Consider the following 26,069-nt stretch of genomic DNA (forward strand, 5'->3'; position numbering starts at 1 on the left):
CTACCACAAAGGGAGGTTCTAATTGTGAAAACATCTTCATTTTTCCTGGGAATCGTCTTGGGGGCTGTCGCAAGCTCTCTGATCTCTCGTAACCGCAATGCGTTGGGCTTATCCATGGACATGGGCGGAAAAAAAGGCGGAAATTTGGTACAGAAAGCTCGTACAAAAATGATGGACGCCGCATTTCCAGGCATGGGTGATATTGCGCTGAATACACAAGACACCCACAAGGATCATGATCATCGTTCACAAGCAGATAAAACCGTTCATAACGCCCAAACTGCCAAGAGCAAAGAAGAGAATATGAAGTTGATTAAAGAGTTTATTAGCACAAGTCCCGATGTTAAACGTGAGGTCGAGCAAATACTGAAAGAAACTCATACAGCCGTACCGGGATTGTAACCCGAAACCTCTATTCCGAATCATTTTGCGGCTTTTTTGTTAAAGCCGTTCAAATGATTCTTTTTTTTATCATTTTTATTCGTGCATTTACGATTATAAAATGATAACATGATTACATAGAACCATTTTCATCACAGGCATCATATTTGAATCATAATCTGCTAATAACACTCGGCTGCCAGGAGGAGGGTCCAGTATGAAAATAGAAAGATTAAGTCAGGACAAGATACGGATTTTCCTTACCTTTGACGATTTGAGCGAACGGGGTATCCAAAAAGATGATATGTGGCAAGAAATTCCAAGAGTTCATGAGCTGTTTACTGAAATGATGGATCAGGCATACAGCGAACTGGGCTTCGACGCCACGGGACCGTTAGCTGTTGAAGTCTTTGCGCTTCCTGCTCAGGGAATGGTTGTTATCGTCACTCGGGGAAAATACGATCACCAGCAGTACGGTTCGGGTCCCGATGAGGAGCTTCCAGAGGAAGTCTACGAAATGGAAGTCACAATGGAGCACAGTGATTCCATCGTTTACGCGTTTAGCGATTTCGAAGTACTCATAGAAGCGGCTCATATGCTCCGCAGCAACACTACGGAAGCAGGTAAGCTGTATCATTATAGAGGAAAATGGATTTTGCATTTGGAGCCAGAAGAAGTAGAAGAGTCCAAGCTTGCGGCCTTAATCGCGATTCTGGCTGAATTTGGAGAAGGTTCATCCGTAACACCAGCTATGCTGGAAGAGTATGGAAAGCTGATCATTCCTGAACAGGCAGTTGCTGTCATCTGCACCCATTTTGACAGCCGTTCTTGATTTGGTTTAGAAAGTGATAATGAAGTTAATTTGTCGGCTCTGCGCTGAAAGCAGAGCCGACTCATTTTTATGGAGGGATGATCGGTGCTTCTGTTTTCTGTTTTAGCGGCAGCTACAGCGCCGGGTCTCGCCTTATTGATGTATTTTTACTTAAAGGATCGATATGATTCGGAGCCTCTGCACATGGTTATTAAAGTATTTTTGCTCGGTTTTTTGGTGGTGCTTCCGGTCATGATTTTTCAACGTGGGTTGCTGCTTTGGCTAGGAGATGACACTTTAATTCAGGTGTTTGGTATTTCCGCTGGAGTGGAAGAGTTTTTTAAATGGTTCCTGCTGTATCACATCATCTATAACCATACGGAGTTCGACGAGCCTTATGATGGTATATTGTATGCGGCCGCAGTCTCACTCGGGTTTGCCACAGTTGAAAATCTGTTATATGCCTGGGCGGGGCATGCTTCGATCAGCATGATGTTAATGAGATCGTTGCTACCGGTATCCGGTCATGCGATGTTTGGCGTTATGATGGGCTACTATATGGGGAAAGCCAAGTTTTCGAAAGACCTGAAGAGTAAATATATGCTGCTTCTGTCATTAGTGCTTCCATGGTTTTGGCATGGAGTGTATGATTTAATTTTGACGAAATTTTCACACGACTGGATCTGGTTTATCATTCCGCTGATGGCATTTCTATGGTATGGAGGGATGGCAAAAATCAGTCGAGCGAATAACCGTTCTCCTTTTCGAATGTTAAAACGGGAAGAAAAGGTTAATATGTAACGAAATGGGACACACTGATCTGACAAACCTGTTAGAGAAAGAGGTGTCTTTTTTGCGTATAAAAGTAAGAATTCATTGTAAAAGATGCGGAGAACGCTTTGTACTGAGAGGGCGAATGGAGCAAGGACAGATTCAGACCGGCTTTAAACGCTGTATTTGCGATAACTGTGAGTTTATTGTTGAAGTCATGGAAAACCATGCATAAGAGAGCTTTCTTCTTGTCACACTATCGGTAGTGTATTTGAAGAAAGGAGACTCCCAATATGTATAAACGACTTAGTGCCGTATTGTTCCCGGTGGTTACCCTGATTATGATAGGAGCATTTGTGTGGGGTTATCAGCAAAACCAGATGAGAAAAGAGGTGTCTTCTCAGGCAAATAGCATGTCGATTAAAGCGGAAAATCAATACCAGCGTGCATTTCATGATTTGTCGTTTCATATGGATCAGCTGCATTCCCAACTCGGTAACGCGGTTGCTGTCCATACTACTTCACACGCGATGCACCGCAAATGCTTGATGAACGTGTGGAGGATTGCAAGTGAAGCCCAAAACGAGGTTAATCAGTTGCCTCTCAATGTAATGCCTTTTAATCATGCTAAAGATTTGCTGTCACATCTATCTGCATTCTCGTATCAGACCGCTGTTCGTGATCTGGATCACGAGCCTTTAAACGAGAAAGAAATTTCGAATCTAAAAACGTTATATAACAATTCCAAGGAAATTTCGAAAAACATGCATGAGGTGCAGCAAAAGGTCATTAGCAAAAACTTGCGCTGGATGGATGTTGATATGGCGGCAGGTTCTCAAACTGGACCGAAGGACAACACCATTATTGATGGCTTCAAAACCGTGGACAAAAAAGTAGAGAACTACAAAGAATTGGATTGGGGACCGTCTGTTGCGAGCATTTATGATAAGCGCTCAGTGAAAAAGTTGAGTCTCCCGGCGGTGGATGCTGGACAAATTAAGCGTAATGCCGCTGAATTTACAGGAAAACCAGAAAGTCAGATTCGTGTGAACGAAAATGGCAAAGGAACAGAATGGGCGTCTTATACGGCTACGCTGTTAAATAAGCAACAGCCTGTAGCCACGATGGATTTTACGAAAAAGGGCGGCAAGCTCATTTCTTATCATGACATGAGAACAGTAGGTCCTAAAAAAGCAACTCGTAATGAAGCGGTTCGCTATGCAAGGGAGTATCTTGAACAAAAGGGCTACAAAGGAATGAAGCCCGTAGCATATGATGAAAGCGGGAATTTAGCCAACATTACATTTGCAAGCCAACAAGGGGATGTGATTATCTATCCAGAAAAAATCACAGTCAGATCAGGCTTGGATAACGGACAAGTGATTGGTTTCCAATGCAGCGATTATGTCTATGAGCACAGTCACCTCCGTCGCATTCCTCAGGCAAAATTGAATTTGAATGAAGCACGAGCGAAGTTGAATCCTGAGTTTCGCGAAACTTACCACCGCAAAGCACTAATTGAAAATGAACTGTCAAATGAAGTTCTGTGCTATGAATTTGGCGGTAAAATCAACGGTTCCATTTATCGAATTTACATTAACGCGAACACGGGAATGGAAGAAACGATTGAACAGGTAAAAGATTCAGATGAACCACAAGTTACGGCAAGTAATGCCTAGTTGATTACACTAAAATGAATCTATAGTCACTCTAAACCTCCTTTATTAAGGAGGTTTTTTGTGCTTTAGTCATGGTTCTAGCAAATATAATGCTTAATATAGGCACAAAGTCGTGGTATTATATACCTTAATTATAGTTTTGAATGGACAAGGATGGTGAATCGTTTGTTTCCGAAAATTAACGATGTGTTATACATACAAGTTGCTGGTACCGATCAGAAGGAGGAATCTTTTGAATATAAGTCACGTATTGCGGAAGAGGACCCACAGAACTTTCTAATCGAAATTCCCATGTCACAAACAAGCGGGCATTTGAAAAAGCTGTTTCTTGGGGAAGAACTGTCTATATTTTTTATGAGCGAGGGTGGGATTAAAAACTATTTTAATACCCACGTTACAGGCTTTAAAGAAGACGTCCTTCGGATGATTCGCATTCACAAGCCTGCTCCCGACAGCATCAGCAAAATTCAGCGTCGAAACTTTCTCAGGGTAAAGGCCAACTTGGAAATTGCGGTTAAACATGGTGCAAACGAATCTAGATTTGTAGCAGAGACGCATGATGTAGGAGGTGGAGGCGTATCTTTTCAGACTCAGGGTTCACATCATCTTGAAGAAGGAGAATCATTGTCTTGCTGGATTTTGGTTCCATATAAAAACGGCACTCAAGAACATGTTCCGTTCCAATCCGAAATTGTACGCATTCAGCAGATGGAAAATGGCCGCAAACTCATTATGTTGAAATATGAGAAAATCGCTGACCAGGAGCGCCAAAAACTGATTAAATATTGTTTTGAAAGACAGTTGGAGTTCCGGGGGAAATCGTAAACATCCGAAGCTTTTCTTTTTTAGTAAACCTGTCGCTTATTTTGCATCGCCTATAAATGTGTGGTATAATTTTCACGTCGCAGGCAATGCCTGCTTTTTTCTTGAGGTTAGGTTAGGAGGAATTCCCTGTTGGCAAGGCAACATGCATCTTCAATTAACAAAATAAATGTAGCCATTGATGGACCTGCTGGCGCAGGGAAAAGTACAGTGGCCCGCTTGGTGGCGAAAGCACTTTCCTATGTATATGTAGATACCGGAGCCATGTATCGAGCAGCAACATGGTACATGATGTGCAAAGAAATTCCTGCAGAAAATGTACAAAAAGTGCTTGAGCATGTACCTGAGCTGGTGATTGAATTAGTACCGGACCCCACAGGCCAAAAGGTTTATTGTAACGGGGAAGATGTAACCACTGTGATTCGTTCGATGGAAGTGACTAGCAATGTGTCACAGTATTCGAGTATTGCTGGTTTACGTACACGCTTGACCGAATACCAGCGTGAAATGGCTGCGCGTAAAGGTGTCGTCATGGACGGACGCGATATTGGAACAACTGTGCTTCCCGATGCGGAAGTCAAAGTGTTCATGACCGCAAGTGTTCAGGAACGTGCCTCACGTCGTTTTAAAGAACTGAGCGAAACTGATGATATCACTCTGGAACAGCTTGAACGTGACATTGCGGCACGTGATAAGTTTGATGAGGAGAGGGAGGTATCCCCGCTTCGTTGCAGTGAGGACGCCATCGTGCTTGATACGACTCATATGGGCATCCAGGATGTCGTAGATACGATCGTATCTTATTGCTTAACGGAGAAGGATGGAGAGATCAGCCAATGATATATACTGTATGCGCCAGTATTTTGCGTCTCATTTACCGCGTTCTGTTTAGGCTTGAGGCGGTAGGCAGGGAAAATGTTCCTGCTGAGGGTGGAGTGCTGTTGTGTTCTAATCATATTAGTAATCTTGACCCTCCTACAGTTGGCATTTTGCTGAAGCGCAAGGTTCACTTTATGGCCAAAGCAGAGCTGTTTAATGTTCCTGTACTGGGACCACTGATCGACAAACTGGGAGCTTTTCCAGTCAAACGTGGTGGTGTGAGTAAGGAATCCATTAAGCTGGCATTGAACATTTTGCGTGAAGGTAAGGTTATGGGGATTTTTCCCGAAGGCTCCAGAGGAGCTGGGGGAATTGGTAAAAAGGGTGCTGCCAGTTTTGCACTGCGTAGTGGAGCGGCTGCCGTTCCGGTCGCCATTATTGGTGATTACAAGCTTTTCCGTAAAACGAAAGTGATATACGGTAAACCTGTTAATTTGGACGCTTACCAAAAGGGTACCGATGTCGAAGGAGATCCTCTTGAACTGGCAACAGAAGCAATTATGTCACGTATTCGCACAATGAAGGAAACGGGTAAGCCTACGAATGATTGAACGGCTTGCATGAATTGTGTCTAAGCTTGGAAAACTAGAACAAAAATGTATTTTGTTTTGAACTCTGCTATGCGCAGGTTTAAATAAATGGTTTTTTTGAATTGAGGAGGGTATTGACATGTCGGAAGAAATTAAAAATCAAGAAGCTGCTGAAGCGGCAAATCAAGACGAGCTCGATCAAATCGTTTCCCTGAAAAAAGGTGACACCGTTAAGGGTACAATTGTGAAATTGGAAGATAACCAAGCGGTAGTAAGCATTGGATATAAATACGATGGAGTTATTCCAATTCGCGAATTGTCTTCTGGTCTGGACAATGCAGAAGAAGCAGTACAAGTAGGCCAAGAAGTTGAAGCTAGAATTATCAGCATCGACGACGGCAAGGAAAAACTTGTTCTGTCCAAACGTGCAATCGACAGTGAAAATGCTTGGGAAAAGTTGGAGCAACTGTTCGAAAGCAAAGAAGTATTTGAAGTTGTTGTGAATGATGTTGTTAAAGGCGGCATCGTAGTAGACGTGGGTCTGCGCGGATTCATCCCTGCATCCATGGTAGAACGCCATTTTGTTGAAGATTTCAGTGATTACAAAGGTCGCACATTGCGTGTTGTTGTAAAAGAACTGGATCGTGAAAACAACAAAGTGATCCTTTCCCAAAAAGACGTTCTGGAAGCAGAATTTGAAGCTAACAAGCTTAAAGTAATGGCTGAGCTGAAAGAAGGACAAGAAATCGTTGGTACGGTTCAACGTCTTACTCAGTTTGGTGCTTTCGTAGATGTTGGCGGAGTAGATGGTCTGGTTCACGTATCTGAAATTGCTTGGACTCATGTTGATAAGCCTTCTGATGCTGTTTCCGAAGGAGATCAAGTGAAAGTGAAAGTCTTGAAAGTAGATCCTGAAAAAGGAAAAATCAGCCTGAGCATGAAAGCTGCACAGCCTGGTCCTTGGGAATCGGCTGCTGGACAATTCAATAACAATGACATCGTAACTGGTGTTGTTAAACGTCTGGTTAACTTCGGTGCATTCGTTGAAATCGCTCCTGGTGTGGAAGGTTTGGTTCATATTTCTCAAATTTCCCACAAACACATTGGAACTCCACAAGAAGTTCTGGAAGAAGGACAAGAAGTTAAAGTTAAAATTCTTGAAATGAATCCTTCCGAAAAACGTGTTAGTCTGAGCATTAAAGAAACTGAGGAAGCTCCGGAAGCTGCTCCAAAAGCAGAAAGAGCACCACGTGCATCTCGCGCACCTCGTGAGGAACTGAATAATCCTAACGTTTCCCTCAACAACTCCGGACTGAGCATTACGCTTGGCGAGCGTTTTGGTGATAAGCTGAACAAATTTAAATGAGTTTAAATCAATACATTTTATAATAAGCATAACGTACACCATCGGCGGACCCAGAGGGTTCGCCGATTGTTGTTACGTCACTATATCGCCAATAGGTATGTTTTTTGCTATGATGATAGCGGAAGAATTGACAGGAGGAGTGAATTTATGGCAAGACCCGTTGTGGCTATCGTTGGTCGTCCGAATGTGGGTAAGTCCACGATTTTTAATCGGATTATCGGGGATCGTCTGTCCATCGTGGAAGATAAACCGGGAATCACTCGTGACCGTATTTACGGTATATCGGAGTGGAATGGTAAATCCTTCAGTATTATTGACACCGGCGGCATTGAGATTGATGGTGAGGATGTTATTTTGAAGTCCATCCGTATGCAGGCCGAACTTGCAATAGAAGAAGCAGATGTTATTGTATTCATGAGCGATGCAAAAGCAGGAATAACGCAAGCGGATGAAGAGGTAGCTCAAATGCTGTATCGTTCGGGTAAACCGATCATCGTAGCAGTAAACAAGGTGGACAACCTCAGTCGCGCTGATCTGATCTATGAGTTTTATTCTTATGGATTTGGTGATCCAATTGCTGTTTCTGGTAGTCATGGTACAGGGATCGGTGATCTGTTGGATGCAATTACGTCCAATTTACCTGAACTAGAAGAAGATCATTATGATGAAGACGTTATACGTGTCGCTTTGATCGGACGTCCGAATGTAGGTAAATCTTCACTCGTTAATGCCATTCTAGGAGAAGAACGGGTTATCGTTAGTGACATTGCTGGTACAACGCGTGATGCAATTGACACGCCTTTTGAAAAAGACGGTCAAAAGTATGTACTGATTGATACGGCAGGTATGCGTAAACGTGGTAAAGTATACGAAACGACAGAAAAATATAGTGTAATGCGTGCGATGCGTGCGATTGAGCGTGCAGATGTTGTACTGGTCGTTATTAACGGCGAGGAAGGCATTATTGAGCAGGATAAACACATTGCTGGCTATGCTTATGAAGCGGGTAAAGCCTCGTTGTTTGTTGTTAATAAATGGGATGTCGTAGATAAAGACGATAAGACGATGCATCAGTTTGAGACTAAAATCCGTGACCACTTTCTGTTCATGACCTATGCTCCGATTGTGTTCTTGTCTGCAAAGACAAAGCAACGTCTGCAAAAGTTGCTTCCAGTTGTACAGCATGTGGCACAGCAGCATGTCATGCGTATTCAGACACATCTGCTGAACGATGTCATTTCCGATGCGGTTGCCATCAATCCACCGCCAACAGACAAGGGCCGTCGTCTGCGTATTAACTATGTGACTCAGGTTGCTGTTAAACCGCCTACGATGGTTGTATTCGTAAATGATCCAGAGATAATGCACTTCTCTTATGAGCGTTATCTGGAGAACAAAATTCGCGCCGCCTTTAATTTTGAAGGAACTCCAATTCGAATATTTACACGGCGCAAGTCTGACGAAAGTTAGGAGCGAATAGGTTGATTTTACAGATCGTTGCCATCGTACTCAGTTACTTGCTTGGCTCTGTCAGCTTTAGTTTGCTGTATGGAAAATTAAAAGGAATCGACATTCGCCAGCATGGAAGCGGCAATGCCGGTGCGACGAATACGCTGCGCGTGCTTGGAAAAGGCCCAGCTATTCTGGTACTGCTGCTGGACGTACTTAAAGGGGTTATTGCGGTGCTGATAGGGCACTGGTTGGGTGGAGAATCATCCTGGTTACCGGGTTTGTGTGGCATTGCGGCGATTGCGGGCCATAACTGGCCGGTATATTTTCACTTTCGCGGAGGCAAAGGGATTGCGACTGCCATTGGTGTATTGGCATCTCTTGCCTTGCTGCCGGCATTATATGCCGGAATCATTGCGATACTTGCGATCGTAATAACGCGTTATGTATCCCTGGGATCACTAATTTTTGTCATTTTGACCCCTTGGATATTACTCGTACTTGGTTATGCTTGGCCGTTATTTTGGACGGCTCTAATCATTTGCCTGTTCGCTGTGTGGAGACACCGTACTAACATAGTCAAGTTGGCACGGGGAAATGAGAATAAGCTTGGCTCCAAAGGAGGAGATCGTCTTGTCTGAGAAAATAGCTGTGCTGGTGGCAGGGAGTTGGGGAACAGCCTTAGCTTCCGTACTTGCGACCAATAACAACGATGTCTCTGTCTGGACGAGAAGCGAACAACAAGCTGCTGAGATCAATGAGAAACATACGAATGAGCATTATTTACCAGGCTCTATTTTGTCTGATCGCATTTCAGCTACAACGGATATGCAGACTGCGGTATCTGGAGCTAAAGCGGTGATCATCGTATCTCCTTCGTCTGCCGCTCGGCAGGTTGCACGTAGTCTGAAGGCTCATTTCACCAAGGATATGCTGGTAGTACATGCCATTAAGGGTTTTGAAACAGAGACACTCAAGCGTATGTCCACGGTGATCTCGGAAGAGCTGGAAATCGCGGAGAATGATATTGCCGTGCTGTCAGGCCCGAGTCATGCGGAGGAAGTGGTGAAGAAATGTCCTACAACGGTTGTTGTAGCTTCTTCCAATGAGAAGGCTGCTCAGGCTGCTCAGGGGCTGTTCATGAACTCCTATTTCCGCGTCTATACAAACCGTGATTTACTCGGTGTAGAACTGTCCGGTGCTTTAAAAAATATTATTGCACTGGGCGCGGGAATGTCGGATGGACTTGGCTTCGGTGATAATGCCAAAGCGGCTTTGTTGACCCGTGGCTTGGCTGAGATTACCCGTGCCGGAGTTGAGATGGGGGCTAATCCATTAACCTTTGCCGGACTCGCTGGTATAGGCGATTTAGTGGTGACTGCAACGAGTCGTCACAGCCGCAACTGGCGTGCAGGTTCATTATTGGGACAGGGCCAACAGCTTGATGCCGTACTGGAATCTATGGGAATGGTCGTAGAGGGGATTCGTACGACAAAAGCAGCATACGCTATCTCACAAAAATTGGGTGTGCAAATGCCTATTACAGAGGTGTTGTATGGAGTGCTGTTTGAAGGACGTGACGTCCGCAAAGCCGTTGAGGCATTAATGGGTCGCGATCCGAAAACCGAGATGGAAGTCATGCCGCTTCAAACTTGGGAGCAATGGCATTCATAAGAGTACAGAGGGGCTTCTAAAGTATAAAGGTTGTCTCATGAGTAGATCTTTCTACGATGAGATAGCCTTTTTTAGTTAGGCGTTTGGCATGTCTTTTGTATGCTTAATCACCTTTTGTCTCCGTCACTCATAGACTGAGTTGAGCAATGGCGGAGGAGGGGAGATTGTGAGTAAAAACTTTCCGAAAGATGCATTGAAGGCCATTAACAAAAAAGGCGGCAAAAACATATCCGAAAATGCAGTGAAAAAGCTGGCAGGCACGGTAAAGCCGGACACGCTTCAAAGTGAAGCGCAGTTGCGTCAGCTTATAAAACAGGTGTCTGCGATGGCTAACATTCCGGTATCGGAAGATACAGTCAGGGATATTGTCGGAGCCGTCAAAAAGAGTGGAATGAATCCTTCCAATATGGAAGCGTTAATGAAAATGATGATGAAAAAATAAAACACTGGCCGTATGATGGTTCGTTTTATTCACCGTGAACCGGGAAGGTTCGCGGTTTTTTTTATATTTTGAGGCAGTAAAGTGCTTTTTCAGTACACAAAATGTCGAACTGCCATGTCGAACATGTTATAATGATGCCCATCAGGAAACGGGTGGAAAGATAGCAAAGGAGGAAACGATGTTGAAGGAGGCAATATCATCAGTGTTAGTGGACAGGCTTCCTCACGATCTGGCAGTTGCGCTGGGTAGCTTGACTGAGAGCTGGTCAGCGGTGTCGGTTCCGTGGATGCTGGGGGGAAGCTGTGCACTACTTGTGCAAGAAGTTGAACTGGATCGTCTTCCTCGGGACATTGATATTTATGCGGATATTCATGCCGCAAAGCTATTACACGCGCACTCGCCAGGTGTGAGTATAGATCAACAGCAGGTTGACCGTAGCGGATCTTACGTTTCTTTGCTAAGCCACTATGAACTGGAGGGATTTCCAGTCGAATTGGTGGGAGGATTTGAGGTTTTATGTGATGGAGCTTTATATCGCTTAGAGGTCGAGCGGCTACTCTGGTCGGCTGGGATTCAGCTTGATCTGGAAAATACCTCATTGCGTTTGATGCCTCTCAGTCACGAGTTGCTATTCAATCTGTTGCGAAATCGTCCTGACCGCTATCAAGCGATTGCAGATGTCATGAAGCGAGACCCGCAACAACACATAGGGGTACTAACACAGCTATTGGTCCGTAACATTTGGAATAAGGAGCAGTTGGGCAAGCTTATAGAGCTTCTCCCTTGGCCAGAACTTCACTCCATAATCGGGATGAGTAATGAAATATAGGTTGCGTGCGTATTAAGAGGAAAGGTGAATGGAGGACCGTTCATGAATGTGCAGATTACGTTCAAGCCGTCAGGCAAGCGCGTACAAGTCGGTCAGGGCACGTCATTGCTCCAGGCTGCCCGTAAAGCAGGTGTGTATATTCCCACTCGTTGTGATGGAAAAGCAGCCTGTCTGATGTGTAAAGTGCAGATAGCACCGGAACGGGCTGAGCTCGCAGGTCACCCTAATGATGCAGAACAGCGTAAGCTGGGACCTTTACTGAATGAAGGAATACGTTTATCCTGTCAGGCCCGCGCTCAAGGTGATGTAGAGGTAACCATACCGGAGGATAGACTTAAGGCAGCTATTAGGCGGCAACTGGAGCGTCAGGCACTGGATGACGAACTGTGGTAATATCAATTTTAATAATTAGAACAAAAAACAAAGGATATTTCTCAACGGCTAGAACCGGTCAGAGACATATCCTTTTTTTATTTAAGTCTAGCAACAAAGTCATGGGGAAATCTTGCTGTGCATATATTAGGTGAGTGGACCCAAACGTAAAATATCGTTCCTGCAATGATCACGGTGACGTAATCTATTTTTAAAAAACTAAACATATTTTACGGAGGGGATACATATGATGGTATCAGTCCAAATGCATGTACGAGTTTACGCCGTTTCGCCGATTCCATCAGTCTCCTGAATCTCGGCGGCGGACGACTTCCGGGCATTTTAAAGGCTGTTCTGCCGCATCTGGGATCAAGCAGTTGGTTGAACACGAAGCGGATGCTCTTTAAGCATTTTTCCTTCGGAGACTTTTGAGGAGGGGATTTCATTGGAGAAAGTGGACATTTTTAAAGACATTGCCGAACGCACCGGAGGAGACATCTATCTTGGGGTCGTCGGCGCAGTCCGAACAGGAAAATCAACATTTATCAAGCGGTTTATGGAAACGATTGTACTGCCCAACATTACGAGTGAGGCGGACCGTGCCCGCGCCGTAGACGAGTTGCCGCAAAGTGCGGCAGGGAAGACGATCATGACGACGGAACCTAAATTCGTACCGAATAATGCCGTCCAGATCAAAGTAACGGAAGGACTGGACGTGAATGTACGTCTGGTTGACTGTGTGGGATATGCAGTAGAAGGTGCAAAAGGCTACGAGGATGAAAATGGCCCAAGGATGATCTCTACACCATGGTTTGAAGAACCCATTCCTTTTCAGGAAGCGGCAGAAATCGGTACACGTAAGGTTATTCAAGAACATTCGACACTCGGTGTGGTAGTCACCACAGACGGCACCATTGCTGAAATCCCGCGTAGCTCTTATGTAGAGTCGGAGGAACGCGTCATTGAAGAGTTGAAGGAAGTTGGCAAGCCATTTGTTCTGGTTATCAACTCCACGCATCCACGCAGTGATGAAACACTCCAACTTCGCAGTGAACTGGCTGCCAAGTATGATATTCCAGTCATGACACTCAGCGCGGCGACCATGACGGAAGATGATGTTACGGGTGTACTTCGTGAAGTATTGTATGAATTCCCGGTGCATGAGGTGAATGTGAACCTGCCGAGCTGGGTTATGGTATTGAACGAAAATCACTGGCTGCGTAGCAACTATGAAAATTCCGTTCGTGATACGGTTAAAGATATTCGACGCCTGCGTGATGTAGATCGGGTGGTCAGCCAGTTTATGGAGTATGAGTTCATCGATAGAGCCGGATTAAGCGGTATGAATATGGGGCAGGGCGTAGCGGAAATTGATTTGTATGCGCCTGATGAGCTGTATGACCAGATTTTGGTTGAAGTCGTTGGGGTAGAGATTCGTGGCAAGGATCATTTGCTACAAATGATGCAGGATTTTGCCCACGCTAAACGTGAATATGACCGCTTTGCCGAGGCTCTGGAAATGGTCAAGACAACAGGTTATGGTATTGCAGCTCCGTCACTGGCCGAGATGGCACTGGACGAACCGCAGTTGATTCGACAAGGTACAAGATTTGGCGTGAGGCTTAAAGCGACAGCCCCTTCCATTCACATGATTCGTGTCGATGTGGAATCGGAATTTGCTCCGATTATCGGAACAGAGAAGCAAAGTGAGGAGCTCGTACGCTACCTGATGCAAGATTTTGAGAATGATCCAATCAAAATCTGGGAATCTGACATTTTCGGACGTTCGCTGCATTCTATTGTGCGTGAAGGTATTCAAGGCAAGATTGCCATGATGCCGGACAATGCACGCTACAAGCTTCAAGAAACGCTGGGTCGCATTATTAACGAAGGTTCTGGTGGTCTTATTGCTATCATTCTTTAAGGCTAAGCCATAACCAAAATATGTAAGGGGAAAACCGTAGAGAGCTGACTGCTCTTTGCGGTATTTTTTTTATATTTAATAAAACCTATTTACATACTTGGTTTAACGCGATATATTAAGTATCAAATTTGAAACATATTAGTGGATCGAACGAGGGGGAAACAAATCATGTATATCCAAAAAGGGCTCCAAAAAAACAAGAAGCTAGGGCTCGGAGCCATCATGCTACTGGTGCTGATTATACTGGTCACAGCATGTGGCGCGCCGAAAACAGAGAACGGCGCTCAAGGGACAAGCACTGCAGGAACGAGTACAGGAGACGGAAAAACAGATAGTTCGAATCTAAAGGGTAAACGGGTTGCTTTGATCATGGAGTTTAATACAGGTACGTTTTCGCAGCAGTATGTTCAAGGTGTGGAAGATGAGGTTAAGAAATTTGGCGGTACGCTGACCAAGTTTGTTGCAAATAACGATAAGGCTAAAATGGCTTCTTTGCTAGATAGTGCGATTAACCAGCAGTTTGATGTTATTTTGACTGACCACGGTGACGCATTGCTGGAGCCAGGACTTAAAAAAGCAATTTCCCGCAATATTCCGGTTATCGTGTTCGATGCCGCGGTCAATGTTCCGGGTGCGGTAGTGCTTTCACAGGATGATCAAAGCATGGCAGAGCTGACGCTTGAGCAAATGAAAAAGGACATCGGTGGCAAAGGAAACATTGTGAAGGTATGGGTTGCTGGGTTTGCGCCAATGGAGCGCCGTCAGGTTGCTTATGACGCATTTTTGAAAGCCAATCCAGATATTAAAGAGATTGCAACTTTTGGTTCGGCTCAGAATCCTGCTTTGGATACGCAAGCCAAAATGGAAGCTGTGCTAAAGCAATATCCTAAGGGTGAAATTACAGCAGTGTGGGCGGCTTGGGATGAATTTGCCAAAGGTGCAGCTCGTGCGATACAACAAGCTGGGCGTACGGAAATTAAAGTTTATGGGATTGATATGAGTGATGAAGATTTGCAAATGATTCAGGACCCGAAAAACCCGTGGGTGGCTTCAGCAGCCGTAGATCCAACAGATATCGGGCGCGTACAAGTGCGCTATGCATACCAGAAGTTGCATGGGGATAACCCTGAGGAGAAAGTTGTGCTGAAGGCAGTATATGTACAGCGCGAAGAGTTGCCAGATAAGCAAATTTCCACATCCGAGTTGTCTCAATTTGTGAAAGGATGGGGCAAGAGTGTGCAGGGCTACAAGGATTGGATGAAGGAATATGAAACGTCCAAATAAAATGGATGCAAACGCAAATGCAAAGGCGCGCTTCGGCGCGCTTTTATCATAAGCGGGAGTGAGGGGACATTCATGAGTACACAAGTATATACATTGGAGATGAAGAAGATCAGCAAACGGTTTGCTGGTGTAGATGCGCTGAGAGCCGTGGATTTTACGGTGCAGGGTGGCGAAATTCACGCTCTGCTAGGTGCCAACGGAGCAGGGAAAAGCACATTAATGAAAATTTTGTCAGGTGCTTATCGTTTCGATCAGGGAGCGATCGTTGTGGATGGCAAGGAGCTGATTATTCGTTCACCGTGGGAAGCCAAAAGAGCCGGAATTCACTGCGTGTATCAAGAAGTCGATTCGGCACTTGTGCCTCAGTTAACCGTCGCTGAAAATATTGTAATGGACGATTTGTCTGCACCTGATGGTCGATGGTGGGCTGCACCAGCGTCCATGCGCAGGCGAGCACGTGAGGCATTAGTGCGTCTGGAGGTTGATATAGATGTACGACGATACGTGTCAGAATTGACGTTGGCAGAAAAGCAACTTGTACTCATCGCACGGATTTTGACACAGCGGGCGAATACTATCATTTTTGACGAGCCAACGGCACCGCTGAGCGAGGAAGAAACGAGGCGTTTGTTCCGCACCATTCATACCCTCAAGGATGAGGGAGTAGCATGTATTCTCATCACGCACCGATTGCCGGAGGTCATCGCGCACAGTGACCGTATTACGGTGATGCGTGATGGTGAGCGCGTGTTCTCGGGACCTGCTTCTGATTTAAATGTAGGCGACATTATCACGTATATGCTTGGGAAAACATTTGATGAGGAATTTCCGAAAACAGAGGTACCTATTGGTGAAACGGTATTGGAAGCAAGAGGACTCCGTAAAGGATTGCGAGTTCACGGCGTTGATTTGCACGTCAGACGCGGTGAAATTCTCTCTATTGTGGGTTTGGTCGGTGCGGGCAAGACGGAGTTGTCACGACTACTTACAGGGGCAGACAAGCCCGATGTGGGGGAGCTGACCTTCAAGGGGCGCTTCATTCGTATGCGTGAGCCAGCGGACGCGGTAGCTCAAGGAATTGTGTCCATACCCGAGGAGCGGCGTAAGCAGGGGGTCTTGATTGAGGAGAGCGTGGAACGAAACCTTAGTCTTCCGCTCTTGGGCAAGCTGAGTGTCCTGGGTTTCATCAGTCGGCATAAAGAACGTAATAACGGTAATGGGGTTGTCGCCTCTCTTGGTATTAAGACGCCTTCACTGCGCCAGAACGTTAAGTATTTGAGCGGTGGGAATCAGCAAAAGGTTGCGATAGGAAAATGGCTTCATTCGGGTGCGGATGTATTCGTTTTTGACGAGCCAACCAAGGGTGTGGATATAGGGGCAAAAAGCGATATTTTCCGTATCATCGGAGAATTGGCTGCACAAGGAAAAGCAATCATTTATCTTACCTGTGAATTTGCGGAAGGTATAGGCATTGGTGATCGGATAGCAGTCATGTATGACGGTAAAATAATAAGGGAATTTGCGCGAGGCGAAGTCGAACAGGAACAGCTTCTGTTGTACGCCAGCGGTGGTGAAGAGGTGCATTCATGAAGGAAAAATGGTTAAATGTCTCGTTTCGATACGGTGCTGTAGTTGTCATTATAGGTGTGTTGGCGTTTTTCTCAGCCACATTACCTTATTTCTGGACGTATGATAATTTGATGGATATTCTTGGCTCCATTGCGATTGTGACTTTCGTGGCCATTGGTGTGACTTTATCACTTATTGTAGACGGTTTTGACCTGTCGGTTGGTGCAACGGTATCCTTGACGACGGTCGTCTCAGCTTCGTTGATGGTCTGGTATGAACAGCCTGTTGCAGTGGTTATTATTGTATCTCTGATTGTTGGAGCTTTGGTTGGGCTGTTGAATTCACTTTTGATTATTAAACTGCGTATCCCCGATTTGCTCGCAACTCTAGCCATTATGTATATCGTTAGCGGGATTCACCAAACGTACGCACAAGGCTATACCATCTACAATCATATGCAGTTTCCTGATGGCAGCAAGGCGCCAGGCGAGATATCTCCAGCATTTCTTTTACTGGGGCAGGGTAAATGGTTGGGTATCCCGATTTCGGTTATTTTACTGTTGCTAGCTGTGGCAGCGGTGCATGTTTTCTTGACCTACACAAAGCACGGGCGTCAAATGTATGTAACTGGCGGGAATGAGGAGGCTGCTCGTCTGTCAGGAATACGGGTAAAAAAGGTCCGTACACTGGCCTATATTGCTTCAGGCGTATTTGCGGCAATTGCCGGTATTTTATATGCCTCGCGTGTAGGCTCGGGTCAAATTGACGCTGGCTCTCCCTTACTTATGGAGGCAGTAGCTGCAGTATTCGTCGGTTTTTCAGTGTTTGGTGCGGGTAAACCCAATGTTATTGGTACATTTATTGGTGCGGTGTTAATCGGCGTATTAGTTAATGGACTGACCATGATGAATGTGCAATATTTTGCCCATGACATTGTCAAAGGAGTAGTGCTGGTGCTTGCGCTGGCTGTTACTTTTTACGTACTGAACCGTCGTCGTACTTGAAATTGTCTGTCGACTGTATTACTATAAACCTTGTTCCACGCAAGAAGGGTGCCATAAAACGCCAGTTTCGGCCTATATGGCGGTGGTTAGGTATATTCTATGTATATTTAACGACGAAACGGAAACAGATGATAACATTATGGAAGGCAGTATGCCGCCCGGGTTATTTTATACAGGCGACTTCATTATCGGTGGAGCACACCGATAACCTTAATGCTGGACTACACTTGAATTGGGAGGTGAATATGTTGAATAAAACGGATTTGATCAATCAGGTTTCTGAGAGCACTGAATTGTCCAAAAAGGACGTAACCAAAGCAATCGATGCAGTATTTGAAGCGATCGCTGGAGCACTGCAAAACGGAGACAAGGTACAACTGGTAGGTTTCGGGAACTTTGAGGTTCGTGAACGTTCCGCACGTAAAGGACGTAACCCGCAAACAGGAGAAGAAATCGAAATCCCTGCGAGCAAAATTCCGGCATTCAAACCGGGTAAAGCGCTCAAAGACGGAATTAAATAAGATTTCTTACATATTCCCAATGCGCTGAAAGGACCGTGAATTTGATTCACGGCCTTTTCTTTTTGTCCTATTTACTTTGTGGTAGAGGTGCTATGGACTGAAGAAGAGGAAGGTGTCTTGCCGTTTCGCGAGGCATAAGCAATCAGCACCAGGGGTTCACCTGTCAGCTCGGCAAATTCATGTTCCAGCCGTTGAAGCTGCTCTATCTGAGCAGGACTGAGATTGGCGGGACGATAGTTTTCCATCCGATCCGTTCCTTTCGTAAATAGATGGGACTGCACAGATAGTATGGCACAGGAAGCACTAATTGTTGCAGGCGCGAGGAAAGCATGTAGTTGACAAAACAATCTTAAATCTCCATCATAAAAATATAGCTTCGGCTCTCAGGGAGGAAAAGGACATGGAAGATAACGTGACGGGCAGCAGTGAGTACGTCGTAATTAAAGCAAAAAGCAACGGATGTCAGGTTTTTGGTCTGACCAGAGGTCAGGATACACGCCTGCATCATTCAGAAAAATTGGACAAGGGTGAGATACTGATCGTCCAATTTACGGATCATACTTCTGCCATCAAAATTCGCGGCAAGGCCGTGGTGATGACCAAGCACGGTGTTGTAGATACGGAGGAGTAAAATGCAGGCATAGCCTGCTTTTTTTTGTTGTACAATGAGAGTGAGGACCTTTACCGTAGCAAACCCACATTATGGGGTAGGGGTCAGGGGAGGCTCTGATGAAACCTTGGATTGTACTCGGTGGTTCCATTCTCATAACCACCGCAGCAGCAATATTGCTGCCGTCCTTACAGATGCTGGACTCGGGTACCGCAGCAGTTCGTGAAACACAGGCAACAATCTCGCCCCAGCAACGAGTGTTGCTGACGGATGACAATCTGGTAGATACACTGAACGAGCTTCCATTGACCACACCGATTGCAAGTGCAAGCTGGGAACATTCTGTCCTGACCCTGGATGTTAAGCTGTCCAAGGAAGAAACCACACCTCTGGAGATTTATCAGAACATGGCGGAGCTTGCCGCCTTTAGCTTTTACGGAACGACGAATGTACGGCAATTGCTGTTGCGGGTGGTGACGCAGGACGAATGGTCAGGAGAACGCCATTTGCTGCTGGCATCCGATATACGCCGGAACGAGTGGACGAACGAGGCATTGGAACAACTTAGAAATCGGGAAGGCGCTGAACTGCCAGAAGATTTGAAATCTCGTTTCCGCATTACAGTAACGCCCATGTGGCAAAACAGGTTTAGCGGTGTATATACAAACTAGATGTTTCTACCGCTGGACCTACAGTACTTTAGTCGCGAATCATTTTAAATTGTGATATAATATAAGGCATTGCAATTATTTGAGTATACCAGAAAGTCATGGCTCGGAGGCTTAGGATGAAACCGTATCGCGTACCTCAATTAGCAAGGAAATATGTGGAATACGACATGATTCAACAACATACGGAAATGCCGGCTTTTCCTGACAGCCGTACCCGTTTGCTGTTTGAGTTTTTGAACCGGAATGCGCAAGGGCTGCATGCCAGTGAGGATGAACTGTACGCTTTGGTTACATCACTTGTGCAGATGGGACTGGATACGCATGATATGATTGATACTTTATCCGGTATACGAAGTCCGGAAGAGATGCGATCCAGACAGCTGAAAGTGTTAGCCGGTGACTACTTCAGCAGCCGTTTTTATCAGCTACTTGCACTGGCAGGTCGAATCGAGGCCATTTCGAAGCTGAGTGATGCTGTATGTGAAGTGAACGCAGGGAAAATGAGCTTATACTGGGAGATGAAGCATTTTCGATTGAATGCCGCTCAGTATTTAACTCAGATGGTTTGCTTCAAGCAGGAGCTTTTTTTATCATTGACTTCCCTTATTGCAGAACAGGATCAGGAAGTCTGGAAGCAGCTTCTTAATGAATTCGCTGTCTGTGAAACGCTGGTGGAGGAATGGGAGAAACGGGCAGAACCAGACAAGTCCCGTTTCGGATATATGTTCTGGCATATTTACGGTAACGGAGACCAGCATGAGCAGGCACTGCTTTCAGAGGGTGGTACTGAAACAGCAGTTTGGCGTAAGCTTGTGCTGAAATACAAAGCCGAGGATGCGATACTGGACAAGCTTCGCACGGCTGTTACACACATCCGGCAGACCCTGTCAGATGAACAAAACACGGGGATTGAGGAATTTGAATGCATGCTTGAGCCTTTCCTGAAGCTGCTAAACAGTTCGCACCCGGTTGTGAGGGAAGGTTAGGTGAACGTCATGGGATCAAGCGACACCAAGCCGAAAGAGCAATTCGTTCATGGCGTGTTTGAAAGTATAGCCGGTAAATACGATTTGATGAACGATATACTGAGCTTTCGCAGACATAAGGCTTGGCGGAAATTTACAATGAAAAAAATGAACATGCATCACGGCGATACGGCAATCGACCTTTGTTGTGGGACATGTGACTGGACGCTTGCGATGGCGCGTGCAAGTGAAAGTGGTCACATCGTAGGATTGGATTTTAGCCAGAACATGCTAAATGTTGGCGAGCGCAAGATTACATCAGAATCCCGTGAAAAGCAAATCAAGCTTGTACGAGGCAACGCGATGGATCTACCTTTTGAAGACAATTCATTTGATTATGCGACGATTGGTTTCGGTCTACGCAATGTACCTGATCTGCGCCGCGTGTTGCAGGAAATGCAACGAGTCGTCAAACCTGGTGGGCAGGTTGTATGTCTAGAGTTGTCCAAACCTACTTGGCAGCCGTTCAAGGGAATTTACTACGCATATTTTCAGCACATCTTGCCCATGCTCGGCAAATTGTTCGCCAAACGTTATGAGCAGTACAAATGGCTCCCTGATTCGTTGGCGCTTTTTCCAGGAAGGGATGAACTGGCTGACATCTTTCGTGAAGTCGGATTGAAGGATGTTCAGGCTCATTCTCTCACCGGAGGCATTGCGGCATTGCATATTGGAATCAAGGAGAGTCAGCATGTTTAAGAAAATTGCTATTTTTTTGGAAATGATTAAAATTGAACATACTTTATTTGCGCTCCCATTTGCATTTATGGGGGCTGTATTGGGGTCAGTTGTCGTGACGGACAACCTTCCCTCATGGCCGCAGATCGGTTGGATCTTGCTGGCTATGGTTGGCGCACGTAGCGCAGCCTTCGGCTTCAATCGTATGATTGACCGTGTGATTGACGGGAAAAATCCGCGTACAGCAGGACGCGCTATTCCGGCAGGGCTGCTCAAATCGAGCGAAGTGGTGATTTTCATCATCGTTAGCTTGTTGTTGTTATTTTGGGCCTCATTCAAGTTAAGTCCGCTGGCGTTCAAGCTGTTCCCGCTGGCCTTTTTTATGCTTGTTTTTTACTCTTACACCAAGCGTTTTACTTGGCTGTGCCACTTTGTACTTGGTTTGACCATTGGTTTGGCGCCGCTAGGCGCGTGGGTTGCAGTGACGGGACAAATGGATTTAACTGCTATCGTACTTTATCTCACGATTGCATTTTGGACCGCTGGATTTGATGTTATTTATGCTTGTCAGGATATTGATTTTGACCAGAGCGAAGGGGTTTATTCTATTCCTGCCCGTTTTGGTGTAGCAGGTGCTCTGAACATCGCCCGTGTGTTCCATGTCATTACGGCGATCGGATTTATTGTGCTGTTCTTTATCGCAGATTTAAGCTGGTGGTATCTGGCGGGCATGATTATTTCATACATTATTTTATTTTATGAGCACTATATCGTATCTCCAAAAGATTTGAGTCGTTTGCAGACGGCATTCTTTACTATGAACGGTGTACTTAGCATTGTCGTATTTGCTTTTACACTGATTGATTTGGTGGTGCGTCAATACTAATGAATAATCAGGTGAGCAACCATCAAGGCAAACGAATCGTTATTGGCATTACAGGTGCGAGCGGAAGCATTTATGGTGTACGACTAGTAGAGACACTGCTGGACTTGCAGTATACAGTTCACCTGATTGTTTCTAATGCTGGCTGGCGGGTATTGAAAGAGGAGCTGGGCTGGAATGTGACCGACCGGGAAGGAGCTTTGAATGAACAATTCGGAGGCCGTCCCGGTTCTCTTGTATACCATCCGTTCACAGATATTGGAGCTTCAATAGCGAGTGGCTCTTATTTAGTAGATGCCATGATTATCATGCCCTGCTCGATGGGGACGTTGTCAGCGGTAGCGCACGGTTCGTCTGATAATCTCATGGCACGTGCAGCAGATGTGATGATGAAGGAAGGTCGTCCGCTAATCCTTGTGCCTCGTGAGACACCGCTACATGCTATTCATTTGGAAAATATGCTTAAGCTTGCGAGACTCGGCGTCAAAATGATTCCGGCCATGCCAGCTTTTTATTTTCATCCAAAGACGCTGGATGATATTGTACTGTTCCTCGTAGGCAAAGTATTAGACAGCTTGCGTATAGAACATCAACTGTTTACGAGATGGGGGGATTCCGATGCCGATACCGGACACCAAGACAATCACAATCGGAAAAATTAAATATACAAACGCCTGGCCTATTTTTCATTACTTTAATCCTTCAGAGCTTCTCTATTCGGCGGAGATGGTTTCCAAAGTTCCGGCTGAATTGAATCGAGGCATGCTGAACGGGAGTTTGGATATGAGTGCGATGTCCTCCTTTGCGTATGCATCAGGTGCTGAGGAAATGCTGCTGTTGCCCGATTTATCCGTTAGTGCAGACGGTCCAGTCCAATCCATTTTACTATTTTCACGCAAGCCGCTAAATGAAATCATTAACGGCACCATTGCACTGACGAATACTTCAGCCACATCGGTGAACTTGTTGAAAATTTTGATGCAAAAGGCATGGGAAGGTCAGCCTACTTACTTTGATTGTGAACCGGATCTTGATTTGATGCTGGAACAGGCAGATGCAGGGCTGCTGATTGGAGATCACGCGATCAAGGCTTCCTGGCGAAGTGAGGGCCTGTACGTAACCGACCTCGGGGAAGAGTGGAAACGCTGGACGGGCTATAGTATGACCTTTGCTGTATGGGCAGTTCGACGTGCTGTTGCTGCTCAGAATCCCGCTGCAGTGGCTGAAATTGCGAGTGCGTTCCGCGTAAGCAAGCAGCGTAGTCTGTCTGATCTGACACCTGTTATTTCTGAAGCTTGCAAGGAAATTGGAGGTTCAGAAGATTATTGGGAGCGCTACTTTACGAATCTGTGTTATGATTTTGGAGAGAAGCAACAACAAGGTTTAGAGCTTTATTTTAAGTATGCATATGAACTGGGGCTGCTTGACCGACGAGTGAAGCCGCTTCTCTGGAGTGACAATACGCTGACACGGGTGAAAGAATGAAACGATTGGATTTGTTCGGTTTATTAAAAAAGGATATGAACTTCATAGAAGAAGAGCTGTACCGCAGCATTGACAGTAGGGAGCCGTTGATTAATGATACGTCGCTTCATCTGCTTAAAGCAGGGGGCAAGCGTTTGCGTCCCGTGTTTGTATTGCTGGGAGGCAAGTTTGGAGAATATGATCTGGACAAGCTCAAGCGCATAGCGGTACCTCTGGAACTGATTCATTCTGCCTCTCTCGTTCACGATGATGTGATTGACGATGCAGAAATGAGACGTGGCCAACTCACCGTGAAGTCCAAATGGGACAATCGGGTGGCTATGTACACCGGAGACTACATATATGCACGCGCACTATCTATTGCTGCTGGACTGCCGAATCCCGATATTCACCGAGTGCTGTCTAAGGCGTTGGTGCAGATGTCGATTGGTGAAATGGAACAAATACGTGATTTTTTTAATGTGGATCAGAGTGTGCGCAATTACTTGCTTCGCATTCGGCGCAAAACGGCATTGTTGATTGCGGTCAGTTGCCAGTTGGGAGCTATGGCTGCAGGAGCACGGGAAAGAGTCAACTCACTGTTGTACAGCTATGGCTATAACGTAGGTATGGCTTTTCAAATTCAGGATGATTTGCTTGATCTGTGTGGAACAGAAAAAAAGATCGGCAAGCCGCCAGGCAGCGATATGAGACAGGGCAATATTACGCTTCCGGTCATTTATGCGCTTGAACAACCCGAACTGCGAGATGATCTGCTGGCTGAAATCCGGCGAATTCAGGATGGGGACGGGCAAGGAGACGCACGTAAAGCGGTGGATATGATCAAAAAAAGTGAAGGAATCGCTAAAGCTGAAATTCTCGCTGACCGATATATTAATAAAGCGCTGAACGCGCTGGACTTACTACCAGATGTCAAAACAAAAAAGACGCTGCGCGATATTGCTCATTTTGTGACACGCCGCTCCTACTAAAGTTGTATTTTAGGTTTGCTGTGACAAAATACTTTAACCGTTTCCAATCTTTCTGTTACAATACAGATTAGTACTGTATAAATACATTAGATTGGATTGGGAGTGAGCCGATGGATCGTACGTTTTTGATGGTTAAACCGGATGGTGTACAACGCGGACTGATTGGACGTATTGTCAGTCGTTTAGAAGACAAGGGCTTCAAAATGGCGGCTGGCAAGCTTGTGCAGGTATCTAGAGAACAAGCAGAGCGGCATTATGCGGAGCATGTGGGCAAGCCTTTTTTTGAAGAGCTTGTAGGCTTTATCACATCAGGACCTGTATTTGCCATGGTTTGGGAAGGGGATAACATTGTTACGCTTTCCCGCTTGCTGATTGGTAAAACACAAGTAACAGAGGCTCTTCCGGGCACCATTCGTGGAGACTTTGCTGCACATACACCGTTTAACCTCATTCATGGTTCAGATTCACCGGAGAGCGCAGAGCGCGAGATTGCAAATTTTTTCACACCGGAAGAATTGGTTCGGTATGAAAAAACTGTAGCGACCTGGGTGTAAGTTTATTACGTATGAAGAAGGATGGTAGCATGACGGATCTGGAACTGGGTCAGACGGACCCCGATTACACAGCGTTTATCCGCAAAATCAAGGACAGCACAGGTATTGATCTTGCACAATACAAAGAAGCACAGATGAAAAGGCGGTTAACGACGCTTCGCAACAAAAACGGGTTTCCCAGTTTTGTTTCTTTTTATGATGCCATGATGAAGGAAAAACCTCTATTCTATGAATTCTTGGATCGTATGACGATCAATGTTTCCGAGTTTTGGCGAAATCCCAATCGGTGGGAAGTGCTGCGGGATATCATTTTGCCACAGCTGCTTGTGGGAAAGCAGAAGCTTAAGCTGTGGAGTGCGGCCTGCTCGACAGGTGAAGAGCCCTATAGCCTGGCTATGGTTCTCGACGGTAAAGGGATTTTAGGGAATTGCTCTATTACAGCTTCCGACATTGATGATGGTGCATTGGCTAAAGCCAAGGAAGGTAAATATTTGGAGCGTTCGCTCAAGGATGTGCCTGAGCAGGTAGCTAGCAAATATTTTAAACCAGATGGTGCCATGTATCGGATTGATGACCGTCTAAAACAGGCTGTGAAATTTCAAAAGCAAAACTTGCTGCTGGATCGGTTTGAGGATGGGTATGATCTCATTATCTGTCGAAATGTTATGATTTATTTTACAGAAGAGGCCAAACATGCGTTGTATCAAAAGTTTGCTGCCAGCCTTCGTCCCGGCGGTGTTTTATTTGTCGGCAGTACCGAGCAAATCTTTTCTCCTAACCAATATGGGCTGGAATCGACTGAAACCTTTTTTTATCGCAAAAAAGCATAAGCCTGTACATATCATCCATCGTTTCGTAGGAACTTATTTCTATTCTTAGGTAATG

30 protein-coding genes are annotated in these 26,069 nt (G+C 45.5%); 29 read left to right on the forward strand and 1 reads right to left on the reverse strand.

The window, feature by feature from the left end; genetic code table 11:
• Positions 1–24: 24 nt before the first annotated feature.
• The 19 genes from ACXHJ1_RS17405 (at position 25) to ACXHJ1_RS17495 (ending at position 18,307) form a co-directional block, all read left to right on the forward strand.
• A complete protein-coding gene (locus ACXHJ1_RS17405; protein ID WP_013371707.1) occupies positions 25–402 on the forward strand; it encodes a hypothetical protein in 378 nt (125 codons plus the stop codon).
• Between the two features lie 196 nt (positions 403–598).
• Positions 599–1,213: a genetic competence negative regulator gene (locus ACXHJ1_RS17410; protein ID WP_016822229.1), complete on the forward strand. Its 615-nt coding sequence runs from the start codon at positions 599–601 to the stop codon at positions 1,211–1,213.
• Positions 1,214–1,297: 84 nt separating this feature from the next.
• Positions 1,298–1,993: a glutamic-type intramembrane protease PrsW gene (gene prsW / locus ACXHJ1_RS17415; RefSeq protein ID WP_016822228.1), complete on the forward strand. Its 696-nt coding sequence runs from the start codon at positions 1,298–1,300 to the stop codon at positions 1,991–1,993.
• A gap of 263 nt (positions 1,994–2,256) precedes the next feature.
• Positions 2,257–3,642 carry a germination protein YpeB gene (ypeB, locus tag ACXHJ1_RS17420; protein ID WP_457904962.1) on the forward strand — a complete coding sequence of 462 codons (1,386 nt, stop codon included), beginning with the start codon at positions 2,257–2,259 and terminating at the stop codon, positions 3,640–3,642.
• Positions 3,643–3,807: 165 nt separating this feature from the next.
• On the forward strand, positions 3,808–4,467 hold the full coding sequence (locus ACXHJ1_RS17425) for a flagellar brake protein (RefSeq protein WP_016822226.1): 660 nt from the start codon (positions 3,808–3,810) through the stop codon (positions 4,465–4,467).
• A 129-nt stretch (positions 4,468–4,596) separates the two neighbouring features.
• Positions 4,597–5,304, forward strand: a complete 708-nt coding sequence (gene cmk, locus ACXHJ1_RS17430; RefSeq protein ID WP_457904963.1) for a (d)CMP kinase — start codon at positions 4,597–4,599, stop codon at positions 5,302–5,304.
• Complete coding sequence (locus ACXHJ1_RS17435) at positions 5,301–5,894, forward strand: lysophospholipid acyltransferase family protein (protein ID WP_016822224.1); 594 nt, start codon at positions 5,301–5,303, stop codon at positions 5,892–5,894. Before cmk ends, ACXHJ1_RS17435 begins: the two co-directional genes overlap by 4 nt.
• A 118-nt stretch (positions 5,895–6,012) precedes the next feature.
• Positions 6,013–7,239, forward strand: a complete 1,227-nt coding sequence (gene rpsA, locus ACXHJ1_RS17440) for a 30S ribosomal protein S1 (protein ID WP_013371699.1) — start codon at positions 6,013–6,015, stop codon at positions 7,237–7,239.
• Between the two features lie 147 nt (positions 7,240–7,386).
• A complete protein-coding gene (gene der, locus ACXHJ1_RS17445; RefSeq protein ID WP_013371698.1) occupies positions 7,387–8,709 on the forward strand; it encodes a ribosome biogenesis GTPase Der in 1,323 nt (440 codons plus the stop codon).
• A gap of 11 nt (positions 8,710–8,720) precedes the next feature.
• Positions 8,721–9,329 carry a glycerol-3-phosphate 1-O-acyltransferase PlsY gene (plsY, locus tag ACXHJ1_RS17450; protein WP_013371697.1) on the forward strand — a complete coding sequence of 203 codons (609 nt, stop codon included), beginning with the start codon at positions 8,721–8,723 and terminating at the stop codon, positions 9,327–9,329.
• The gene (locus ACXHJ1_RS17455; protein ID WP_457904964.1) at positions 9,322–10,362 is read left to right on the forward strand and encodes an NAD(P)H-dependent glycerol-3-phosphate dehydrogenase; all 1,041 of its coding nucleotides are present in this window, start codon (positions 9,322–9,324) and stop codon (positions 10,360–10,362) included. The genes plsY and ACXHJ1_RS17455 overlap by 8 nt, the downstream gene beginning before the upstream one ends.
• 166 nt (positions 10,363–10,528) lie before the next feature.
• On the forward strand, positions 10,529–10,804 hold the full coding sequence (locus ACXHJ1_RS17460) for a stage VI sporulation protein F (protein ID WP_016822222.1): 276 nt from the start codon (positions 10,529–10,531) through the stop codon (positions 10,802–10,804).
• Positions 10,805–10,982: 178 nt separating this feature from the next.
• Positions 10,983–11,633, forward strand: a complete 651-nt coding sequence (locus ACXHJ1_RS17465; RefSeq protein WP_102999117.1) for a hypothetical protein — start codon at positions 10,983–10,985, stop codon at positions 11,631–11,633.
• Positions 11,634–11,675: 42 nt separating this feature from the next.
• The gene (locus ACXHJ1_RS17470; protein WP_107733421.1) at positions 11,676–12,026 is read left to right on the forward strand and encodes a 2Fe-2S iron-sulfur cluster-binding protein; all 351 of its coding nucleotides are present in this window, start codon (positions 11,676–11,678) and stop codon (positions 12,024–12,026) included.
• 424 nt (positions 12,027–12,450) lie between these two features.
• Positions 12,451–13,929, forward strand: coding sequence for a stage IV sporulation protein A (gene spoIVA / locus ACXHJ1_RS17475; protein ID WP_017427540.1), 1,479 nt, complete (start codon positions 12,451–12,453; stop codon positions 13,927–13,929).
• A gap of 168 nt (positions 13,930–14,097) precedes the next feature.
• On the forward strand, positions 14,098–15,213 hold the full coding sequence (locus ACXHJ1_RS17480) for a sugar ABC transporter substrate-binding protein (RefSeq protein WP_457904965.1): 1,116 nt from the start codon (positions 14,098–14,100) through the stop codon (positions 15,211–15,213).
• 72 nt (positions 15,214–15,285) lie between these two features.
• Positions 15,286–16,803, forward strand: a complete 1,518-nt coding sequence (locus tag ACXHJ1_RS17485; RefSeq protein ID WP_457904966.1) for a sugar ABC transporter ATP-binding protein — start codon at positions 15,286–15,288, stop codon at positions 16,801–16,803.
• Entirely contained in the window at positions 16,800–17,786 is a 987-nt protein-coding gene (locus tag ACXHJ1_RS17490; protein ID WP_016822216.1) for an ABC transporter permease, read from the forward strand. The genes ACXHJ1_RS17485 and ACXHJ1_RS17490 overlap by 4 nt, the downstream gene beginning before the upstream one ends.
• Positions 17,787–18,034: 248 nt before the next feature.
• The gene (locus ACXHJ1_RS17495) at positions 18,035–18,307 is read left to right on the forward strand and encodes an HU family DNA-binding protein (protein WP_014599981.1); all 273 of its coding nucleotides are present in this window, start codon (positions 18,035–18,037) and stop codon (positions 18,305–18,307) included.
• A 71-nt stretch (positions 18,308–18,378) separates the two neighbouring features.
• On the opposite strand, the gene ACXHJ1_RS17500 is transcribed toward ACXHJ1_RS17495, so the two are convergent.
• Entirely contained in the window at positions 18,379–18,552 is a 174-nt protein-coding gene (locus ACXHJ1_RS17500; protein WP_016822215.1) for a hypothetical protein, read from the reverse strand.
• 155 nt (positions 18,553–18,707) lie between these two features.
• On the opposite strand from ACXHJ1_RS17500, the gene mtrB reads away from it, so the two are divergent.
• From mtrB to ACXHJ1_RS17550, 10 genes are all read left to right on the forward strand, one after another.
• The gene (mtrB, locus tag ACXHJ1_RS17505) at positions 18,708–18,938 is read left to right on the forward strand and encodes a trp RNA-binding attenuation protein MtrB (RefSeq protein WP_025365133.1); all 231 of its coding nucleotides are present in this window, start codon (positions 18,708–18,710) and stop codon (positions 18,936–18,938) included.
• A gap of 98 nt (positions 18,939–19,036) precedes the next feature.
• Positions 19,037–19,588, forward strand: coding sequence for a hypothetical protein (locus tag ACXHJ1_RS17510; RefSeq protein WP_017427544.1), 552 nt, complete (start codon positions 19,037–19,039; stop codon positions 19,586–19,588).
• Positions 19,589–19,704: 116 nt separating this feature from the next.
• Complete coding sequence (locus ACXHJ1_RS17515) at positions 19,705–20,574, forward strand: heptaprenyl diphosphate synthase component 1 (protein WP_107733424.1); 870 nt, start codon at positions 19,705–19,707, stop codon at positions 20,572–20,574.
• A gap of 9 nt (positions 20,575–20,583) precedes the next feature.
• Positions 20,584–21,312 (forward strand): demethylmenaquinone methyltransferase, encoded by a 729-nt coding sequence (locus ACXHJ1_RS17520; RefSeq protein WP_017427546.1) that lies wholly within the window; start codon positions 20,584–20,586, stop codon positions 21,310–21,312.
• On the forward strand, positions 21,305–22,177 hold the full coding sequence (locus tag ACXHJ1_RS17525; protein ID WP_016822211.1) for a UbiA-like polyprenyltransferase: 873 nt from the start codon (positions 21,305–21,307) through the stop codon (positions 22,175–22,177). The genes ACXHJ1_RS17520 and ACXHJ1_RS17525 overlap by 8 nt, the downstream gene beginning before the upstream one ends.
• Positions 22,177–22,836, forward strand: coding sequence for a UbiX family flavin prenyltransferase (locus ACXHJ1_RS17530; RefSeq protein ID WP_016822210.1), 660 nt, complete (start codon positions 22,177–22,179; stop codon positions 22,834–22,836). The genes ACXHJ1_RS17525 and ACXHJ1_RS17530 overlap by 1 nt, the downstream gene beginning before the upstream one ends.
• Entirely contained in the window at positions 22,793–23,659 is an 867-nt protein-coding gene (locus ACXHJ1_RS17535) for a menaquinone biosynthetic enzyme MqnA/MqnD family protein (protein ID WP_457904967.1), read from the forward strand. Before ACXHJ1_RS17530 ends, ACXHJ1_RS17535 begins: the two co-directional genes overlap by 44 nt.
• Positions 23,656–24,630: a polyprenyl synthetase family protein gene (locus tag ACXHJ1_RS17540; protein WP_457904968.1), complete on the forward strand. Its 975-nt coding sequence runs from the start codon at positions 23,656–23,658 to the stop codon at positions 24,628–24,630. Before ACXHJ1_RS17535 ends, ACXHJ1_RS17540 begins: the two co-directional genes overlap by 4 nt.
• 110 nt (positions 24,631–24,740) lie before the next feature.
• Positions 24,741–25,184 carry a nucleoside-diphosphate kinase gene (gene ndk, locus ACXHJ1_RS17545; RefSeq protein WP_013371674.1) on the forward strand — a complete coding sequence of 148 codons (444 nt, stop codon included), beginning with the start codon at positions 24,741–24,743 and terminating at the stop codon, positions 25,182–25,184.
• Between the two features lie 29 nt (positions 25,185–25,213).
• Positions 25,214–26,014, forward strand: a complete 801-nt coding sequence (locus tag ACXHJ1_RS17550; protein WP_013371673.1) for a CheR family methyltransferase — start codon at positions 25,214–25,216, stop codon at positions 26,012–26,014.
• Positions 26,015–26,069: the final 55 nt, after the last annotated feature.

Source organism: Paenibacillus sp. ALE2, assembly GCF_054113385.1.

Bases quoted from the DNA above. Each gene is read 5' to 3' on its own strand.
- ACXHJ1_RS17410 (WP_016822229.1), top strand. From the start codon at position 599: ATGAAAATAGAAAGATTAAGTCAGGACAAGATACGGATTTTCCTTACC.
- ypeB (WP_457904962.1), top strand. From the start codon at position 2,257: ATGTATAAACGACTTAGTGCCGTATTGTTCCCGGTGGTTACCCTGATT.
- ACXHJ1_RS17435 (WP_016822224.1), top strand. From the start codon at position 5,301: ATGATATATACTGTATGCGCCAGTATTTTGCGTCTCATTTACCGCGTT.
- rpsA (WP_013371699.1), top strand. From the start codon at position 6,013: ATGTCGGAAGAAATTAAAAATCAAGAAGCTGCTGAAGCGGCAAATCAA.
- der (WP_013371698.1), top strand. From the start codon at position 7,387: ATGGCAAGACCCGTTGTGGCTATCGTTGGTCGTCCGAATGTGGGTAAG.
- ACXHJ1_RS17465 (WP_102999117.1), top strand. From the start codon at position 10,983: ATGTTGAAGGAGGCAATATCATCAGTGTTAGTGGACAGGCTTCCTCAC.
- ACXHJ1_RS17470 (WP_107733421.1), top strand. From the start codon at position 11,676: ATGAATGTGCAGATTACGTTCAAGCCGTCAGGCAAGCGCGTACAAGTC.
- ACXHJ1_RS17480 (WP_457904965.1), top strand. From the start codon at position 14,098: ATGTATATCCAAAAAGGGCTCCAAAAAAACAAGAAGCTAGGGCTCGGA.
- ACXHJ1_RS17485 (WP_457904966.1), top strand. From the start codon at position 15,286: ATGAGTACACAAGTATATACATTGGAGATGAAGAAGATCAGCAAACGG.
- ACXHJ1_RS17490 (WP_016822216.1), top strand. From the start codon at position 16,800: ATGAAGGAAAAATGGTTAAATGTCTCGTTTCGATACGGTGCTGTAGTT.
- ACXHJ1_RS17500 (WP_016822215.1), bottom strand. From the start codon at position 18,552: ATGGAAAACTATCGTCCCGCCAATCTCAGTCCTGCTCAGATAGAGCAG.
- mtrB (WP_025365133.1), top strand. From the start codon at position 18,708: ATGGAAGATAACGTGACGGGCAGCAGTGAGTACGTCGTAATTAAAGCA.
- ACXHJ1_RS17510 (WP_017427544.1), top strand. From the start codon at position 19,037: ATGAAACCTTGGATTGTACTCGGTGGTTCCATTCTCATAACCACCGCA.
- ACXHJ1_RS17515 (WP_107733424.1), top strand. From the start codon at position 19,705: ATGAAACCGTATCGCGTACCTCAATTAGCAAGGAAATATGTGGAATAC.
- ACXHJ1_RS17520 (WP_017427546.1), top strand. From the start codon at position 20,584: ATGGGATCAAGCGACACCAAGCCGAAAGAGCAATTCGTTCATGGCGTG.
- ACXHJ1_RS17525 (WP_016822211.1), top strand. From the start codon at position 21,305: ATGTTTAAGAAAATTGCTATTTTTTTGGAAATGATTAAAATTGAACAT.
- ACXHJ1_RS17530 (WP_016822210.1), top strand. From the start codon at position 22,177: ATGAATAATCAGGTGAGCAACCATCAAGGCAAACGAATCGTTATTGGC.
- ACXHJ1_RS17535 (WP_457904967.1), top strand. From the start codon at position 22,793: ATGCCGATACCGGACACCAAGACAATCACAATCGGAAAAATTAAATAT.
- ACXHJ1_RS17540 (WP_457904968.1), top strand. From the start codon at position 23,656: ATGAAACGATTGGATTTGTTCGGTTTATTAAAAAAGGATATGAACTTC.
- ndk (WP_013371674.1), top strand. From the start codon at position 24,741: ATGGATCGTACGTTTTTGATGGTTAAACCGGATGGTGTACAACGCGGA.
- ACXHJ1_RS17550 (WP_013371673.1), top strand. From the start codon at position 25,214: ATGACGGATCTGGAACTGGGTCAGACGGACCCCGATTACACAGCGTTT.